This window comes from Gramella sp. KN1008, from assembly GCF_004332155.1.
Taxonomy (GTDB): domain Bacteria; phylum Bacteroidota; class Bacteroidia; order Flavobacteriales; family Flavobacteriaceae; genus Christiangramia.
Genome location: NZ_SJDV01000012.1, coordinates 45,935 through 62,803, shown reverse-complemented (window position 1 = coordinate 62,803; position 16,869 = coordinate 45,935). Strand labels below are relative to the sequence as shown.

13 protein-coding genes and 1 pseudogene are annotated in these 16,869 nt (G+C 39.2%); 6 read left to right on the top strand and 8 right to left on the bottom strand.

What is annotated here, in order from left to right; translation table 11 throughout:
• Positions 1-315: 315 nt before the first annotated feature.
• Together rpiB and EZJ28_RS15095 are read left to right on the top strand one after the other, a co-directional pair.
• Positions 316-756 carry a ribose 5-phosphate isomerase B gene (gene rpiB, locus EZJ28_RS15100; protein WP_131399386.1) on the top strand — a complete coding sequence of 147 codons (441 nt, stop codon included), beginning with the start codon at positions 316-318 and terminating at the stop codon, positions 754-756.
• A gap of 6 nt (positions 757-762) precedes the next feature.
• The gene (locus EZJ28_RS15095) at positions 763-1,209 is read left to right on the top strand and encodes a GNAT family N-acetyltransferase (RefSeq protein ID WP_131399384.1); all 447 of its coding nucleotides are present in this window, start codon (positions 763-765) and stop codon (positions 1,207-1,209) included.
• Here the strand turns inward: EZJ28_RS15095 and EZJ28_RS15090 are convergent.
• The 6 genes from EZJ28_RS15090 to EZJ28_RS15065 all read right to left on the bottom strand — a co-directional run bounded on the left by EZJ28_RS15090 (position 1,206) and on the right by EZJ28_RS15065 (position 8,565).
• Entirely contained in the window at positions 1,206-2,024 is an 819-nt protein-coding gene (locus EZJ28_RS15090) for a sterol desaturase family protein (protein ID WP_131399382.1), read from the bottom strand. The genes EZJ28_RS15095 and EZJ28_RS15090 overlap by 4 nt on opposite strands.
• Positions 2,025-2,026: 2 nt before the next feature.
• Positions 2,027-3,661, bottom strand: a complete 1,635-nt coding sequence (locus EZJ28_RS15085; RefSeq protein ID WP_131399380.1) for a S41 family peptidase — start codon at positions 3,659-3,661, stop codon at positions 2,027-2,029.
• Positions 3,662-3,664: 3 nt separating this feature from the next.
• Positions 3,665-4,033, bottom strand: a complete 369-nt coding sequence (rnpA, locus tag EZJ28_RS15080) for a ribonuclease P protein component (RefSeq protein WP_131399378.1) — start codon at positions 4,031-4,033, stop codon at positions 3,665-3,667.
• A gap of 79 nt (positions 4,034-4,112) precedes the next feature.
• The gene (locus tag EZJ28_RS15075) at positions 4,113-6,005 is read right to left on the bottom strand and encodes a M1 family metallopeptidase (protein WP_131399376.1); all 1,893 of its coding nucleotides are present in this window, start codon (positions 6,003-6,005) and stop codon (positions 4,113-4,115) included.
• A gap of 3 nt (positions 6,006-6,008) precedes the next feature.
• On the bottom strand, positions 6,009-7,694 hold the full coding sequence (locus EZJ28_RS15070; protein WP_131399374.1) for a S8 family peptidase: 1,686 nt from the start codon (positions 7,692-7,694) through the stop codon (positions 6,009-6,011).
• 7 nt (positions 7,695-7,701) lie between these two features.
• The gene (locus EZJ28_RS15065; protein ID WP_131399372.1) at positions 7,702-8,565 is read right to left on the bottom strand and encodes an MBL fold metallo-hydrolase; all 864 of its coding nucleotides are present in this window, start codon (positions 8,563-8,565) and stop codon (positions 7,702-7,704) included.
• Between the two features lie 165 nt (positions 8,566-8,730).
• On the opposite strand from EZJ28_RS15065, the gene EZJ28_RS15060 reads away from it, so the two are divergent.
• Positions 8,731-10,599, top strand: coding sequence for a sodium:proton antiporter (locus EZJ28_RS15060; RefSeq protein WP_131399370.1), 1,869 nt, complete (start codon positions 8,731-8,733; stop codon positions 10,597-10,599).
• 2 nt (positions 10,600-10,601) lie between these two features.
• Here EZJ28_RS15060 and EZJ28_RS15055 read toward each other — a convergent pair whose 3' ends face one another.
• Positions 10,602-11,360: a YebC/PmpR family DNA-binding transcriptional regulator gene (locus tag EZJ28_RS15055; RefSeq protein WP_131399368.1), complete on the bottom strand. Its 759-nt coding sequence runs from the start codon at positions 11,358-11,360 to the stop codon at positions 10,602-10,604.
• 198 nt (positions 11,361-11,558) lie between these two features.
• Here EZJ28_RS15055 and EZJ28_RS15050 point away from each other — a divergent pair.
• Positions 11,559-11,873, top strand: a pseudogene (locus EZJ28_RS15050) (four helix bundle protein); the annotation flags it as partial.
• Between the two features lie 62 nt (positions 11,874-11,935).
• Here the strand turns inward: EZJ28_RS15050 and lepA are convergent.
• Positions 11,936-13,732 carry a translation elongation factor 4 gene (gene lepA / locus EZJ28_RS15045; RefSeq protein ID WP_131399366.1) on the bottom strand — a complete coding sequence of 599 codons (1,797 nt, stop codon included), beginning with the start codon at positions 13,730-13,732 and terminating at the stop codon, positions 11,936-11,938.
• A gap of 282 nt (positions 13,733-14,014) precedes the next feature.
• On the opposite strand from lepA, the gene EZJ28_RS15040 reads away from it, so the two are divergent.
• A complete protein-coding gene (locus tag EZJ28_RS15040) occupies positions 14,015-15,265 on the top strand; it encodes a sugar MFS transporter (protein WP_131399364.1) in 1,251 nt (416 codons plus the stop codon).
• Positions 15,266-15,279: 14 nt separating this feature from the next.
• Positions 15,280-16,848, top strand: a complete 1,569-nt coding sequence (locus EZJ28_RS15035; RefSeq protein ID WP_131399362.1) for a beta-N-acetylhexosaminidase — start codon at positions 15,280-15,282, stop codon at positions 16,846-16,848.
• Positions 16,849-16,869: the final 21 nt, after the last annotated feature.

Genomic DNA, 16,869 nt, shown 5'->3' with positions numbered 1-16,869 from the left:
TGCCTAAGCATTGGGAGCATTCTATGAGCTAGTTTACCCATCTTATCACTATCATTTTCGTTGTAAGCTGTTTTTAAGTGCTCATAACTAACTAAAAAATTATATACTTATAATTTGGTTTATTCAACATAAGGAGCGTATTGTTATTATTTTCTTAAAAACAAAATTTATTTCTAATTAAATCATCAGATGTTTTTCACAATTAGGTGTCAATTTTAAAACATTGAAAACTAAGATATTCTGTAAAGTAATTAACAATCAAAAATAAGTTGGTTAATGACCGCTTTTTTTAACTTTGTCACAAATCATATGAACATGAAAATCTCAATTGGAAATGATCACGCAGGTACCGGTTATAAACAAATGATCCAGGAAAAGCTGGAATCACTTGGCCATACAGTTACTAATTATGGTACAAATTCTGACTATAGTGTTGATTATCCTGATTTTGTACATCCGGTAGCCGAAGATGTGGAAAACGCAAAGGCAGATCTTGGAATTATTATCTGTGGAAGTGGAAACGGCGCAAACATGACCGCTAATAAACATCAGGGGGTACGATCTGCTTTATGCTGGAACGAAGAGATCGCTAAACTAGCAAGGGAGCATAACAATGCTAATATCCTGAGTATTCCCGCCAGGTTTGTATCTGAGGAACTTGCCACACAAATGACGGAAACTTTTATCAATACCGAATTTGAAGGAGGACGTCATCAAAGAAGAGTGGATAAGATCCCGGCGAAAAAGTATTGTTAATAACCTATGGATTTAAAGGTTGAAGTAAAGAAGTTCAGTGAGTTAAGACTTACTGAACTTTATGATATTCTACAGTTGCGCTCTGAAGTTTTTGTGGTAGAACAGGATTGTGTATACCAGGATATTGATGGAAAGGACAGTGATGCGCTCCATGTTATTGGAAAGAAAAATGATAAAATTGTTGCTTATACCCGTTGTTTCAAACCGGGATATTATTTTAATGAAGCGGCTATAGGCCGGGTTGTTGTAAAATATTCAGAAAGAAAATTTGGCTACGGTCATGAGATCATGAAAGCTTCAGATCAGGCTATAAAAGATCATTTCAATACTTCACGAATAAAGCTATCTGCACAACAATATCTTATAAAGTTTTATGAATTTCACGGATATCACACTGTGGGTGAGGGTTACCTGGAGGATGGTATTCCACATATAGCAATGCTGAAAGATTAATTCCTGGTCCTGATAGACCTGTTAAAAGGAATACCAAGCTGATAACCTATATTATCTGAGGTTTTATCATCTACTATATCAATACCATAACGTATATTTTCTGTGCTGTCGTAAACGAATGTTCCAAAAATACGATCCCAGATACTTAACATATTTCCATAATTGCTATCGGTCCAGGGTAATTGATAATGATGATGGAATTTATGCATATTTGGAGTAACTATAAGATAACTCAGAACTTTATCCAGTTTACCAGGAAGTTTGATGTTTGCATGGGTAAAGTAAGTGAAGAATACACTTAAGATACGGTAGAACAGGTAAAAACCTAAAGGCATTCCCATGATAATAACCGTCATCAAAGCGAAACTTTCCCTTATAAGAAAATCGAAAGGATGATGGCGTGTTCCGGTAGTGGTATCTACATGGGTATCGCTGTGATGTACCAGATGCAGTCTCCACATCCATTTTACTTTATGTAATAAAAAATGAACAAAGTACTGGGCTATCAGATCCAGTGCCATGATAGATAAAATTAGTTCAACCCATATAGGTATGTTTAAAAACTGTAAAATCCCAACCTGATAATCCTGAATCCAAATAAATATTCCGGCGGTTATAAATCCGAATAGCAGGTTTATCAACATTACAAATCCAAGTAGGATGAAGTTGGTTTTTGCATGACGCCATTTGTTATATCTGAACTTTACTAAAGCGTAGTAGCCTTCCAGGATCCAGAATACTCCAAGCACTAAACTGATCCAGGCTACCTTTTGCCAGGCCGGCATCTGTTCGAAAAATGAAAGAAAAGCTTCCATTTCTATTTTAGGATTTTAGAATATTCTGAAGGATTGTTAAGAATTGCCCTTGCCCTTTCTATCTCGGGATTATTCTTTGTATAATATTCATACAATCCTTCTTTATAGAAATAACGTTTAATGATCTCATCGGTTAATAAACTTGCAATTTCAGGCTTTTTATCTTCCAGTTGCTGTTTCTTGTAATTATTTATTGCCGTTTTAATATTGGATATTTCTGAAGAGATCCTGGTTCTTATCTGTTCATCTTCAGATTTTTCCAGCATATCGTTCAATTCTCTTTCGGTCGCGGTTTGATATTCAAAACCGGAATTTTCCACATATTTTTTAAAATCGTTGAAATCTTCATTTGTAAAATTAAATTCCGAAGGATCTGAAAGCTCATGGGAATAATAATATTTGGTAGCATAATTAAAGATGGCATCTTCAATTAACAATGCCTGGGTTATATCGCTGAATTCCGAAGTTTCAAGGCTGATATCTGGAAGTATTCCCCCACCATCATATACTTTCCTGCCATTGCGGGTAGTGAATTCATTATAATCTTCCACCCGTGTTCGTACTGCCTTGCCATCTTCATCCCTTCTGCGATAATCCAAAGCCTGAATACACCTTCCGCTTGGAGTATAATACCTCGAAATTGTTATCTTGAGTTGAGTTCCATAAGCCAGTTCCCTCGGTCTCTGCACAAGTCCTTTTCCAAAGCTTCTTGCACCTATAATTACTCCCCTGTCCAGATCCTGAATTGCTCCCGCAACTATCTCACTTGCAGAAGCACTTCTTCCGTTTACCAGCACTACCAAAGGAATTTTGGTATCTATAGGTTCCTTTTTTGTGAAATATTCACGGTTGTATTTTTCTATTGCCGATTTTGTGGTAACAATCAGTTCGCCTTCCGGAATAAAAATATTGCTAACATTGATGGCTTCATTCAGGAGCCCGCCGGGATTTCCTCTCAGATCGAGAATAATCTTATCTGCTCCCTGATTCTTGAGATCTTTAAGTGCCCTTCCAACTTCGGTAGATGCTTTAGCATTAAAACGTGATAGCACAATATATCCTGAATTATCCTCCAGTAATTTATAAAAAGGTACTGCGTCCAGCTCTACCGCACTTCTCTTTAAAGAAGTGGTTCTAATTTCCCCCTGTCTTCGATAAGTAATGCTAATATTGCTGTCTGGGGCTCCATTAAGAAGTTCTCCCGCATCTTCTTTAAAATCGGCTACACTGATATCCCCGATCTTTAGAATCTCGTCTCCTGCCTTTAAACCGGCATTATCTGCCGGATAATCCTTGTAAACTTCCACCACGGTAATTGCCTCAGCTCCGGTTTTAACCAGGGCTCCAATTCCGGTATATTCTCCGGCAGAGTTTATTCGTGCCGCTTCCACATCCTGTTCGTTCCAGTAGTTGGTATAAGGATCAAGGTCTGTAAGCATGGATTTTATAGCTGTATCCATCAACGCCGCCGGATTGGTTTCATCTACATAATTCATATTGATCTCCTTGAAAAGCGTAGTGAAGATCTCAATCTGTTTGGCGATCTCAAAGAAATCTGATCTGAAGCTAACGGTTCCCAGAAATATTCCGACTAGAACAACCGGAAGAATGACCGCCCTGTTAATTCTTTTTTTCATAGCTTAAAGTTTTTCCCTGAATTTCTCCATTATCCTTATCATGCTCATTTCGATTTTTTCATAGCTCATTTCGTCCCGGGAAATGTAAATGAACATGAATGCGTGTGAAGAAGATAAATCTTTGGTAACAAGGTACTTATTTTTTCTGAAAACTTCCCGAATGAGCCTTTTAATTCTATTCCTCTTAACTGCGGTACTAACTAGTTTCTTAGGTACAGAAACACCTGTTTTTAATTGAGGTTCTCCTTTCTCAGCCAAAGGAATGTAAATAAGTTTAAGAGGAAAGGCCTTTAGGCTTTTACCTTCAGTAAAAAGCAGGTCTATATGCTTTTTGCTCTTCAGTTTTTGGGAATTTCCGAAACTTTGGTCCATGTTTCAAAAGTAAGCATAGTATTAAATAAAAAAACCCCTTCAGTTATGAAAGGGTTTTAAAATATGGTTCTACGTGGGATTAGTTACCGGACTCTGAATTGTTATTGGAAGAGTTTGTCCATTTATTATCTTCCAGGTTAATATCAGCCATTAATTGAGACTTATCAATCTCTATGCTTTTAATATTCTCCTTAGTTACAGGAATCTCAAGCTGGTAAGTTGGGAATCCCCAGGCCCAGTCATCTTTTACAGTCCATTTAACTCCTTCTTCAGCAGGTTTTTCCCATCTCATCATTTGCAGGGGAATATAAAAAGTCTCTTCAGTTCCGTCAGTATAAGTAACATCCAATTCTACAGGCATAGGCATTAGTCCTATACGTTGAAGGTTTACAGTTGTACTCTCTCCACTATCTTCTACAGAGTCAATAGCATAATCGATGGTATTCGTCGTTTGTGTCCAGTCCATGAGGTACCAGTCAAGCTCTGCTCCGGAAACTTTTTCAGCGATCCTTATAAAGTCGTTAGGCGTAGGATGTTTGAATTTCCATTCATCATAATATTTATTCAGGGTTTTCGCCAAGTTGTCCTGGCCTATTACATATCCGAGCTGTGCTAGAAACACCGCACCTTTTGAATAGGCTGATGCACCATAAAGTCCGTTAAGCGCGTACCTGTCAGCATGGGTGCTTTGAGGTTGTTCTCTACCTGATCTCGCGAGGTAATAATAACCTCTATAAGACCCACTATGCGCATTTTCAGCATTCTGATCCATCACTTCGTTCATCGCCAGCGAAGAAATGTATGAAGTAAATCCTTCATCCATCCATTCATGCTTGCTTTCGTTAGTGGCTAAAAGATGCTGGAACCAGGCGTGAGCCATTTCGTGGGAGGTTACACCAACAAGGCTACCAAAAGAACGTTCGCCTGTAATTAGTGTAAGCATGGCGTATTCCATACCACCATCACCGCCTTGAACTACTGAATACTGATCCCATGGATAAGGGCCAATATGTTCATTGAAAAATGCAAGAAGTTCAGCAGTTTTAGGTTGAAGGTTCTTCCAATTTTCCTTTATTTCGTCATTATCCTTGTAAAGGAAGTGAAGAACAGTGCCATCTTCGGCAACTACTTTATCGTGGATATATTCGGGATCGGCGGCCCAGGTGAAATCGTGAACCTGGGGCGCTACAAAATGCCATGTAAGCTTATCCCCTTTTCTTTTCACTTTGGTTCCTTCTTCTTCATAACCATATCCTATTTCCTCGGGATTTTGAAGATATCCAGTACTTCCCAGGATGTAATCTTTATCGATCGTGATCTTAACATCAAAATCTCCCCATACCCCATGGAATTCACGGGCTATATAAGGATCTGCATGCCATCCCTGAAAGTCATACTCAGCTAATTTAGGATACCACTGACTCATGGAAAGCGCAATTCCTTCTGAACTGTTTCTACCGGATCTTCTGATCTGTTCCGGTACCTGCCCTTCGAATTCCATTTTAAAAATGGTCTTATCGCCAGGCAGAATTGCTTCGGCAAGTTCAACTTCCAGTACAGTCCCCACTTCTTCATACTGAAGCTTTTGACCATCCTGGGTGAGAGAATTGACTCTTAGATACCCAATCTGCTCTGGAGTAAGTTCAGAAATTCTGCTTACGATCTCTGGATTTTCGTCTGTGCCTTTATTAATGGTCATTCTGCCATCAGGATCGGGAACGCTCGTAAGGCGTGCGTTCATTTCACTTTCTGGCTGAAAGGCATTGAAGTACAGATGATAGAAAACCCTGTCCAGGGTATCTGGAGAATTATTGGTATATATAAGTTCCTGCGTTCCTGTATAACGGAAATTTTCTACATTCACATCAACTTCCATCGTGTAGTCTACATGTTGCTGCCAGTAACCTGTATTATTCTGGGCATTTAACAGCCCGGTTGTGATTAATAATAAACTAAAAATTATTCTATTCATTTCTTATTTGTTTTTTGCGATTTGGTCGGCCAGAATCAAGGCATTGTAAAGGTTTGCCATTTTTCCGGAAGTAGACAGGTTCTGGAACTTTTGAGTATTATTCCTGTCTCCTCCTACAATCACAGAAGCATTTGTTGTAAGTCCACTATCCATAATGACTTGCTTAACCTGAGCTGCGGACAACTGGGGATAATATCCTCTTATTATTGCTGCAATTCCACTTACTGCTGGTGCTGCCATAGAGGTTCCCTGCAGATATTCATATTCGTTATTCGGAGTAGTGGACCAGATCTTTGTACCTGGTGCAAAAACATCCACATTCAGTTTTCCATAATTGGAAAAACCTGCCAGTAAACCAGATCCGTACTCATAGTTAAGAGCTCCCACTGTAAGGAAGTTATCAGCTACTTCTGAAGTATTCTGAGGATCCTGATCATTAGGATATACTCTTTTCTCATCAAGATTAAGACCTTCATTTCCTGCTGCATTTACGATGAGAACATCTTTTTCTGCGGCATATTTGATAGCGTCTATAACCCATTGAGGGTGTGTGGAAAAATATTTACCAAAACTGGTGTTAATAACTTTAGCACCATTATCCACTGCATATCTTATAGCCAGAGCGATATCCTTATCATACTCGTCGCCATCAGGAACAGCTCTAATCGCCATGATTTTTGCATTATTGGAAACTCCTTTTATTCCAATGCTATTAGTTCGATCGGCCGCTATAATACCTGCAACATGTGTACCATGTTTTATATTTTTTTTATCAGGTTCAGGTCCATCAACATCGTTATTTCCATAATCTGTATCTGTAATGTCATATGGATCATCCCCTGTTTTAACCCTGCCATCAAGCTCCATATTGAAATGGGTATCAATTCTGCCTGCATAGTAATCTATAGCATCGTCAAGTTCTTCAAGGGCTTCGGGAATATTCTCATTCACATTGTACTGGATCTGGGTAAGCATGGATTTGTACTGCTGCAACTGCTGGCTCTCAGGTTTAAAATCGGCTAACTGTTCTTTGGTATAATCCTCTGTTCCCAGTTCTGCAGAAACCGCCTTATGAGCGGCTGTTAATTGTTCTTTTATCTGAAGGTACTGGTCCCTGGTTTGTACAGTTTCATTATATTCTTTTTCATATTCTGCCTTTGCAGCCAGATAGAGGTTATATTCTTCTCTATCTGCTGTACTTATACTGCTCTCACTTTTACCTTCGTATTTAGGTTTAAGCCTTTTATAGATACGGGTATATTCCATATTCTCTTCAACGGCATCACCAAGGAAGTTCCAGCCGTGAACATCATCTATATAACCATTATTATCATCATCCTTTCCATTTCCGGGAATTTCATCGGTATTGGTCCAGATAACATTCCTAAGATCTTCATGTGCAATATCTACTCCGCTATCTATTACCCCAACAATCACGGGAGAGGGTTGGTTATTTTTAATTATCTCATCGTAGGCCTTATCAACGCTCATCCCAGGAATAGTATCTGTGGTAAGATCGGCACCTCCCCAACCTTTAAGCTGTGTTTCTGAAAGGTCACTAACCTTAAGAGGAATAGAATCTATATTATCTATTGGTGTAGAAATTATCTTAGGTGCACTACTGCTACAAGCATTAAGAATACCGGCTGTAAGCACGGCCAGAACTGGTCTAAAAAATGGGATTTTCATATTATAATTAATTAAATACTTCATTAAACTTATAGGTTTTGTCAAGTCTTACTCCTTTTTCGGTATTTTTAAGAGTGATAATTTCATTATGAGCATCATGCTCCAAAAAGAGGTAATAATTTTCGTTAGCTGCGGTCTCCAGGAATTTCTTTTTTTCTGAGAGGGTGATTAAAGGTCTGGTATCGTAGCCCATGACGTAAGCCAGGGGAATGTGCCCAGCAGTTGGCAATAAATCTGCCATGAATACCAGCTTTTTTCCTTTGTAATCTATATGTGGAATCATTTGTTTATCGGTATGTCCATCTACAAATAATACGCCAAAACCCAGGTCTTTGTTTTCTGAAAAGCTTTCATTTTCAGCTCTGTCCATAAAATGAAGTTGGCCGCTCTCTTCCATTGGAAGGATGTTCTCCTTTAAAAAAGAGGCTTTTTCTCGGTAATTTGGCTGGGTTGCCCATTTCCAATGATCCTCATTACTCCAGAAGCGGGCGTTCTTAAAGGCAGGCTCATAACCGGTACGGTCCTTATTCCACTGAATACTTCCACCACAATGGTCAAAATGGAGGTGGGTCATAAAGACATCAGTGATATCATCACGATGAAAACCGTGTTTTCGAAGGGATTTATCAATACTGTGATCACCCCATGGATAATAATAGCTGAAGAATTTTTCACTTTGCTTATCTCCCATTCCGGTATCTATCAGGATGAGTTTATCTCCATCTTCAATGAGTAAGCATCGCGCAGCGATATCTATCATATTATTGGAATCGGCTGGATTGGTCCTGTGCCACAGGCTTTTAGGTACAACGCCAAACATTGCACCTCCATCCAGTTTGAAGTTTCCGGCTTCAACAGGATAAAGATTCATTATAAATTTTTTAAAAAATTCCCTGCAAAATAGAAAATCTCCATACCAATTTGAATTATTTTCATTTGATTTAACAGGATATTTTTTATTTAGCAGGCTTATGAGATAAGCTTTCAGAATAAAACATTTTTAATATTTTTAGCTTTTATAACAAAGCTTAGAGATATGATCGAATTAGCAGGAATAATAATTTTAGGGATACTTGCGCAATGGCTTGCATGGAGATTTAAGATCCCGGCTATCCTGCCTTTGATCCTCATAGGTCTGGCCGTGGGACCTATCGCAACTCTTTTTACTCCGGATGGTTCAAAACTTATTGAGCCAATATGGGATGGTACTTCCGGTTTGTTTCCGGGAAATAGTTTGTTCTATTTCGTTTCACTTGCCATCGGGATCATTCTGTTTGAAGGCGGTCTCACCCTAAGAAAAGGAGAAATTCTGAATGTAGGGCCTGTGATAGTTAAATTAATAACCATTGCGGTTATAGTAACTTTTATAGGTGCCGGAATAGCGGCTCACTTCATTTTCGATCTAAGCTGGCAGATCTCATTTTTATTTGCCGCTTTGGTGATCGTAACGGGTCCGACCGTAATTACGCCTATTCTTAGAAACATTCCTCTGAAGAAGGATATCTCGGCAATTCTGAAGTGGGAAGGGATACTTATTGATCCCATTGGGGCACTGGTTGCGGTTCTCATGTTTGAGTTTATTAGTGCAGGCTCGGGAAGCCAGTTCACTGAAACAGCCCTGATGGAATTCGGTAAGATTGTTCTATTCGGTTTTACGTTTGGTTTTACTTTCGCTCATGCTCTGGCCTTTGCCATAAAGAAAAACGTTATACCTCATTATTTGCTGAATGTGCTAACGCTGGCTACCGTGTTGGGAGTTTTTGTACTGGCTGATTTTTTTGCTCACGAAAGCGGATTACTAGCGGTGGTAGTGATGGGAATGGTAATGGGAAATATCAACCTTCCCAACCTAAAAGAGTTACTTTATTTTAAGGAATCCCTCAGCGTTCTCCTTATCTCAATTTTATTCATTTTACTGGCCGCAAATATCAATATCGAAGATCTTTTACTGGTCTATAATGTGAATGCCATCATACTCTTTGCAGCGGTGGTTTTTGTTGTTCGCCCTCTTGGTGTATTTATAAGTAGTATAGGTTCTTCTTTAAAGACGAATGAAAAATTATTCATTAGCTGGGTAGGACCTCGTGGTATAGTGGCTGCAGGTATTGCTTCCCTGTTTGGTCTGGAGCTGGCCAATCAGGGTGTTGAAGGTGCCGAATATATCACTCCTCTGGTATTTATGATCGTTCTTGGTACGGTTCTGCTGAATGCAACCACAGCAAGATATTTTGCGCAGCTGGTAGGAGTATTTCTGAAGAATTCTCAGGGAATTCTTATCATAGGTGCGTCTACTATTTCGCGACTTATCGCTTCATATCTAAAGCAAAATAACAGGCACGTGGTTCTGGTTGATAGCAACGGATCCAATGTGAAAAAAGCAAAGGAATTAGGCCTTGAAGCGATTCAGGAAAATGTTTATTCTGATGATCTTATCAATAATATTGAATTAAGCGATGTGGGTTATTTGATGGCTATGACGGGAAATACAGAAGTCAACCTGAACGCTATTGAAAAGTTCCGTAAACATTTTGGTGAAAATGGTTCTTTCAGGGTGGTGTCTCCGGACGAGATGTACGATCCTGAGAATAATCCCAAGGAAGGTTTGTTCTCCCAGACAGACGATTATATTAAGCTTACCAATCTTGCCAGGAAATATCCAACTATTCATGAAATGAAGCTTAATTCAAAGGAACACTACGAAGGCCTTATCGAGATAAGTAAGACGGACCCCGATATTATTCCTCTCTTCGTTAAGAACAACGAGGGAGAACTAAGCATCATACCGTCCAATAGTATGGAGGTGGAGATCGAAGAAGGGTACCTGTTGGTTTATCTTGGTAAGCAGATGGAGCCTGGAGACAGTGAAGAAAAAGAGAATATCGAGGAAAATATAGAGGCAGATTAAGACTACTCCTCTTCCATCCTCGCTATCAGTTCGTCGGTAATTTCGAGGTTATGATAAACGTTTTGGACGTCTTCATCGTCTTCGAATTTCTCGACCAGATCCAGGATCTTTTTCGCATCCTCCACGGGCAATTCCACTGTATTTAATGGAATTCTTTGCACTTCTGAATTTTTCGGTTCTATCTTAAGTTCTTCCAGTTTTGAAGACATTAGTCCGAAATCGGTAAATTCGGTATAGACCGTGATTAATTCCTGATCCTTTTCTATTCGGGTAGCGCCGCCTTCAATAAGTTCCAGTTCAAACTCTTCCAGGTTCATTTCAATTTTTTCCTTTTCAATGACGAAAACCCCTTTTTTGTCAAAAAGAAATTCAAGGGAACCGTTTGTACCAAGATTTCCGCCATTTTTGGAAAATATTGATCTTACTGAAGCTACCGTACGGTTGGTATTATCTGTGGTACATTCAACAAAGATAGCTATGCCGTTAGGGCCGTAGCCTTCAAAGGTAACCGTCTCATAGTTATCGGCATCAGCCCCACTGGCCTTTTTCACTGCCCTTTCAATGGTATCTTTGGGCATATTGACACCCTTGGCATTCTGGATGGCATTTCTAAGGGCAGGATTTGCATTGGGATCGGCTCCGCCGCCTTCCTTAACCGCGACAGTGATCTCTTTGATCGCTCTTGTAAATTGTTTTGCTCTCTTTTTATCCTGAGCTCCTTTTCTATGCTTAATATTTGCCCATTTACTATGCCCGGCCATTGTTAGTCTGTAATCTTTAGTTTGTAGTCGATAGTTTTCTTTTCATTTTTAAAAAATGAAGTAACAAATTTAAAAAAATGTTTTATGGGCAAAAAATAAGGATTAATTACATTGATTATCAATACTTTGTTGATTTTAAGAACTGATTTAAAAAGAATGGGGAATTTTAAATTTGAAGAACTATAGGTATATCAAAAATCTCTGATTTTAATTGATAATGTCTATTTGAAAACCAAGAGATTTCCGCGGGACGAAATATATGGACTCACTTCGCAATTTAGAAGAGCTTCAACTTCCATAGCCTTAAATAGAGCTGAAGGAGCTGGTAGTTCAAATTCTGAATTTAAACGCTATCTTCAGATCGCTATGAATTCTGTAAAAGAATCTGTGGTATGTAATGAAATTGCATTTAGACAGAAATATATTGATGAAAATGACCATCAAAAATTCCGAAATGATTTGACAGAATTATCTAAGATGCTAACTGCATTGAAAAAATACCTAGTTAATTAAGTTAAATGTCGGACTGAAAAACTACTAACTATCGACTAAAGTCTACTGTCTACAGACTAAATCTAATCATTAAGCTTAAGAACCGCCATAAACGCTTCCTGAGGAATTTCAACATTTCCTACCTGACGCATACGCTTTTTACCTTTTTTCTGTTTTTCCAAAAGCTTTCTTTTACGTGAGATATCTCCCCCGTAACATTTGGCGGTAACATCCTTTCTAAGCGCTTTTACTGTCTCTCTGGCGATGATCTTGGCTCCAATGGCTGCCTGGATCGGAATGTCGAATTGCTGTCTAGGAATAAGCTCTTTTAGTTTTTCACACATTTTCTTTCCAATATCGTAGGCATTATCAACATGTAAAAGAGCAGAAAGTGCATCAACCTTATTTGCATTCAGAAGAACATCTACTTTCACAAGTTTAGAAGTGCGCATTCCTATAGGAGCATAGTCGAAGGAAGCATAACCTCTGGAAACGGTCTTCAATCGATCGTAGAAATCAAAAACGATCTCAGCAAGTGGCATGTCAAATGAAAGTTCAACTCTTTCAGTAGTGAGATAGGTCTGGTTGGTGATCTCCCCTCTTTTTTCTATACACAGAGACATTACATTTCCAACATAATCGGCTTTAGTGATTATAGAGGCTTTGATATATGGTTCTTCTACCCTGTTTAAAGTTGAAGGCTCCGGTAAATCTGATGGGTTATTAACAAGTATAACATCATCAGGATTTTTATTGGTATATGCATGATAAGATACGTTGGGTACCGTAGTGATAACGGTCATATCGAATTCACGTTCCAGTCTTTCCTGAATGATCTCCAGATGCAGCATTCCGAGGAATCCGCAACGAAAACCAAAACCAAGAGCGGCGGAACTTTCAGGTGTGAACACCAGCGAAGCATCGTTTAGCTGAAGCTTTTCCATCGATGCTCTAAGCTCTTCATAATCTTCAGTATCTACGGGATAGATTCCTGCAAAAACCATAGGTTTTACATCTTCAAAACCGGCGACGGCCTCGGTAGTAGGATTATCGGCGCCAGTGATGGTATCACCAACCTTCACCTCCCGGGCATCCTTTATTCCGGTGATGAGGTAACCTACATCTCCGGTTGTTATTTCCTTCTTTGGAAGTTGTTTAAGTTTTAATGTTCCAACTTCGTCAGCATAATAATTTTTATCGGTGTTCACGAATTTAATATGCTGTCCTTTCTTAATGGTTCCGTTGATAACCCTGAAAAATGTTTCAACTCCTCTAAACGGATTATAAACAGAATCAAATATCAATGCTCTTAATGGCGCATCAACCTTCCCGCTAGGGGCGGGGATGCGGTTAATGATTGCATCGAGTATCTCTTTTATCCCAAGCCCTGTTTTAGCACTTGCCGGAATCACTTCAGATGGATCACAGCCTAAAAGATCTACAATATCATCTGTAACTTCTTCGGGATTCGCACTGGGTAAATCCACTTTATTTAGAACCGGAATGATCTCAAGGTCATTTTCCAGAGCCAGGTAAAGATTAGAAATGGTTTGTGCCTGTATGCTTTGTGCGGCATCAACAACAAGCAGAGCACCTTCGCAGGCAGCGATGGAGCGTGAAACCTCGTAGGAGAAATCTACGTGACCGGGAGTATCAATAAGATTTAGTATGTAGGGTTCACCATCGTGAACATAATCCATTTGAATGGCATGACTCTTAATGGTAATCCCCCTTTCCCGTTCCAGGTCCATACTGTCCAGGAGTTGCTCCTGCTTCTCTCTTTCGGTTACAGAACCGGTATAATCAAGCAGTCGGTCAGCCAACGTACTTTTTCCATGATCAATATGGGCTATAATGCAAAAGTTCCGAATATTCTTCATCTCCAAAATTTGAATAAATTTTCCTGCTGGTTTCAGGCGAATTTAAGGATACAAATATAGTTTATTTAATCCTCTATAAAAGAAAGATTAGTGAAGTTGTGTAAAAGCAACTTTGAATAAAAAATTAAATAAATATCAGTATTTATTTAAAAAAATTAATTAAGTTCGAAAACGTTATAAAAAAGTTTCTTTCTTTTGTAAATAAGATTTATTATTGAAAGATAACAATACTAAATTTACATCTTTCTCTAATATTAGATTTAAGTAAAACCAAATATTATTATGGCTGCCACATCAAAAAGCACTAGCCGGTCTATCGTGATCATAGGGATTCTGTTCTTTATCTTCGGATTTGTAACCTGGCTCAATTCGGTACTGATTCCTTATTTAAAAATTGCCTGTGAGCTTAACAATTTTGAATCCTATCTTGTGGCATTCGCCTTTTATATTTCGTACCTGGTTATGGCGATCCCGAGTTCCAGGGTTTTAAAACTTACGGGTTTTAAGAATGGAATGTCTGTTGGATTGCTTGTTATGGCCGTAGGAACAATCATATTTATCCCGGCTGCGATGAGCAGGACCTATCTCCTTTTCCTTTTTGGATTATTCGTGCAGGGAACCGGGTTAGCTATTTTGCAGACTGCTGCAAACCCGTATATCACTATTTTAGGTCCTATTGAAAGTGCAGCCAAACGTATCAGTATCATGGGTATCTGTAACAAGGTGGCAGGAGCTATTGCTCCAATCGTACTTGGGGCGATCGCCTTAAAGGATGCTGATGAGCTTGTAGAAAGACTGGACACACTAAGCGTGGCTCAAAAGGCCCAGGAACTTGACGAACTTTCGGCAAGAGTGATAACGCCCTATATTATTATGACAGTAGTGCTTATAGGACTGGCGATACTTATCTATTACTCGGCATTGCCTGAGATCGAAACCGATTCTGAAGACGAAACTGTAGCGGCAGCGAATAAAGATAAGAAGAGTGTGTTGGAATTTCCGCATTTGCTTCTGGGCACACTGGCCATGTTCCTTTATGTAGGGGTTGAGGTGATTGCTGGCGATACCGTTATTAGTTATGGAGCGGCTCAGGATATTGAGTTTGCCACCGCTAAGTTCTTTACCACAATTACCCTTGGAGCAATGATAGTGGGGTATCTGATAGGTATTGTTACCATTCCAAAGTATATTTCACAGGAAAAGGCCTTAAAAATCTCCGGAATTTTAGGAATCGTTTTAGGTGTGGCCGCTATATTTACCGATGGCGGGATATCTGTTCTTTGCGTTTCTTTGTTAGGTCTTGCCAATGCGCTGGTATTCCCGGCAATCTGGCCACTTGCCATTGAAGGTTTGGGAAGATTCACCAAAATTGGATCCTCATTTCTTATTATGGCACTTTCCGGTGGAGCTGTGATACCTCTTCTTTATGGATTGCTTGCAGATGCCCTGGATCCTAAATTGGCATATATAGTAGTAATTCCATGTTATATTTATATATGGTTCTTCGCCTCAAAAGGTCATAAGATCAGATAAAATTTATAAACATTATGAATACTCAAAGAATAAAACTCCTGGCTTTTTTCATTCTTTTTACCGGAATGATCACGGCACAGAAAAACACAATTTCCAAACCAGCAATTATTCCTCAGCCCACCGAGGTGAAATGGAAGGAAGGTTCTTTCCAGTTGCCGGAAAGGGCAGTAATTTGCTATAATGAGGGTGCAAAACAATCGGCTGCCTGGCTACAGCAATTACTTTCTAATACATATGTGGAAAGTTATTCAATGACCGGATCGAATTGCATGGGTTTTTCCCTGGAATTAAATGAAGATCTGCAAGATAAACTAGGAAATGAAGGTTATGAGCTAGAGATAACAAAAAATACAGTATTTCTTAAAGCTGCTACAGATACAGGTTTGTTCTATGCGGTTCAGACCTTAAGGCAAATGTTCCCTTCTGAAATTGAAAAGAGGCAGATAAACGATCCAATTAAACTGCCACAGGTAAAAATCACAGATTCACCCCGATTTGAATGGAGAGGTTCCATGATCGATATTGCGCGAAGCTTCTTTGGTCCTGAATATTTGAAAAAACATCTGGATAGAATGGCGCTTTATAAACTGAACAAGCTGCACCTCCATCTTACAGATGACCAGGGATGGAGAATTGAGATGAAAAGTAAACCAAAGTTAACCGAATTGGGTGGAAAGAGCGCAGTTAAGAATGGCCGTTCGGGATTCCTTACCCAGGAAGAGTATAAAGAACTTCAGGAATACGCGAAAGCCCGGAATATTACAATTATTCCCGAAATAGATATGCCAGGTCATATATACGCCGCTCTGATGGCTTATCCTGAACTGAACTGTGAGGAATTTAGCAACCTAGAACCCAGACTGGCGACCCCGCCTCAATTGTATCATGAATATACGGTAGGCTGGAGCAAGTTATGTCTTGAGAAACCTGAGATTTATGATTTTGTTTCAGAAATAATAGCCGAACTTTCAGAGATCACTACCGGTGAATATATTCATATTGGCGGAGATGAAATAGACGATGAAAGGTATGAGGAATTTGTTGTAAAAGCCGATTCTATAGTTCGTGAAAATGGAAAGACGACGATAGGATGGGAAGAGGTTACCCAGGCTCCCGTAAACCTTGACTTTATTAGTCAGCGTTGGAATGGAAAGACTGAAAGCGTGGTTGATGTCAGGATTATAGAATCTATCTGTACTAATTTCTACTTTGATCATGCAAACGTGCCGGGACAGGAAAAGACCAATAACTGGTGTCAGGAAAGAGGAGTTTCTTTGGATGACGCTTATAATTTTAATCCTGATAATCCGAATGTAATAGGAGTGGAGGCACCTATTTGGAGTGAGTTGATAACTTCAGATGATATGGCTGATAACCGACTATGGCCCAGAACCATTGCAACGGCCGAGATAGGATGGACGCCTCAGGAAAGCAAGGATTTCTCTAACTTTAAGGAGAGATTGGGTCAGCACGGTGACCGTCTTGATTATTTGGACGTGAAATTTTTCAAAAGTCCGGATGTTGAATGGAATTTAGAAGAAGGAGAAGGTGTTTTTTCAGGATTTATGCCTGAAAACGAATAACAAAAAAACAGATAATTGAAA

Coding starts and splice junctions, on each gene's coding strand:
- EZJ28_RS15085 (WP_131399380.1), bottom strand. CDS start 3,661: ATGAAAAAAAGAATTAACAGGGCGGTCATTCTTCCGGTTGTTCTAGTC.
- rpiB (WP_131399386.1), top strand. CDS start 316: ATGAAAATCTCAATTGGAAATGATCACGCAGGTACCGGTTATAAACAA.
- EZJ28_RS15070 (WP_131399374.1), bottom strand. CDS start 7,694: ATGAAAATCCCATTTTTTAGACCAGTTCTGGCCGTGCTTACAGCCGGT.
- EZJ28_RS15075 (WP_131399376.1), bottom strand. CDS start 6,005: ATGAATAGAATAATTTTTAGTTTATTATTAATCACAACCGGGCTGTTA.
- EZJ28_RS15035 (WP_131399362.1), top strand. CDS start 15,280: ATGAATACTCAAAGAATAAAACTCCTGGCTTTTTTCATTCTTTTTACC.
- EZJ28_RS15065 (WP_131399372.1), bottom strand. CDS start 8,565: ATGAATCTTTATCCTGTTGAAGCCGGAAACTTCAAACTGGATGGAGGT.
- EZJ28_RS15040 (WP_131399364.1), top strand. CDS start 14,015: ATGGCTGCCACATCAAAAAGCACTAGCCGGTCTATCGTGATCATAGGG.
- rnpA (WP_131399378.1), bottom strand. CDS start 4,033: ATGGACCAAAGTTTCGGAAATTCCCAAAAACTGAAGAGCAAAAAGCAT.
- lepA (WP_131399366.1), bottom strand. CDS start 13,732: ATGAAGAATATTCGGAACTTTTGCATTATAGCCCATATTGATCATGGA.
- EZJ28_RS15055 (WP_131399368.1), bottom strand. CDS start 11,360: ATGGCCGGGCATAGTAAATGGGCAAATATTAAGCATAGAAAAGGAGCT.
- EZJ28_RS15060 (WP_131399370.1), top strand. CDS start 8,731: ATGATCGAATTAGCAGGAATAATAATTTTAGGGATACTTGCGCAATGG.
- EZJ28_RS15095 (WP_131399384.1), top strand. CDS start 763: ATGGATTTAAAGGTTGAAGTAAAGAAGTTCAGTGAGTTAAGACTTACT.
- EZJ28_RS15090 (WP_131399382.1), bottom strand. CDS start 2,024: ATGGAAGCTTTTCTTTCATTTTTCGAACAGATGCCGGCCTGGCAAAAG.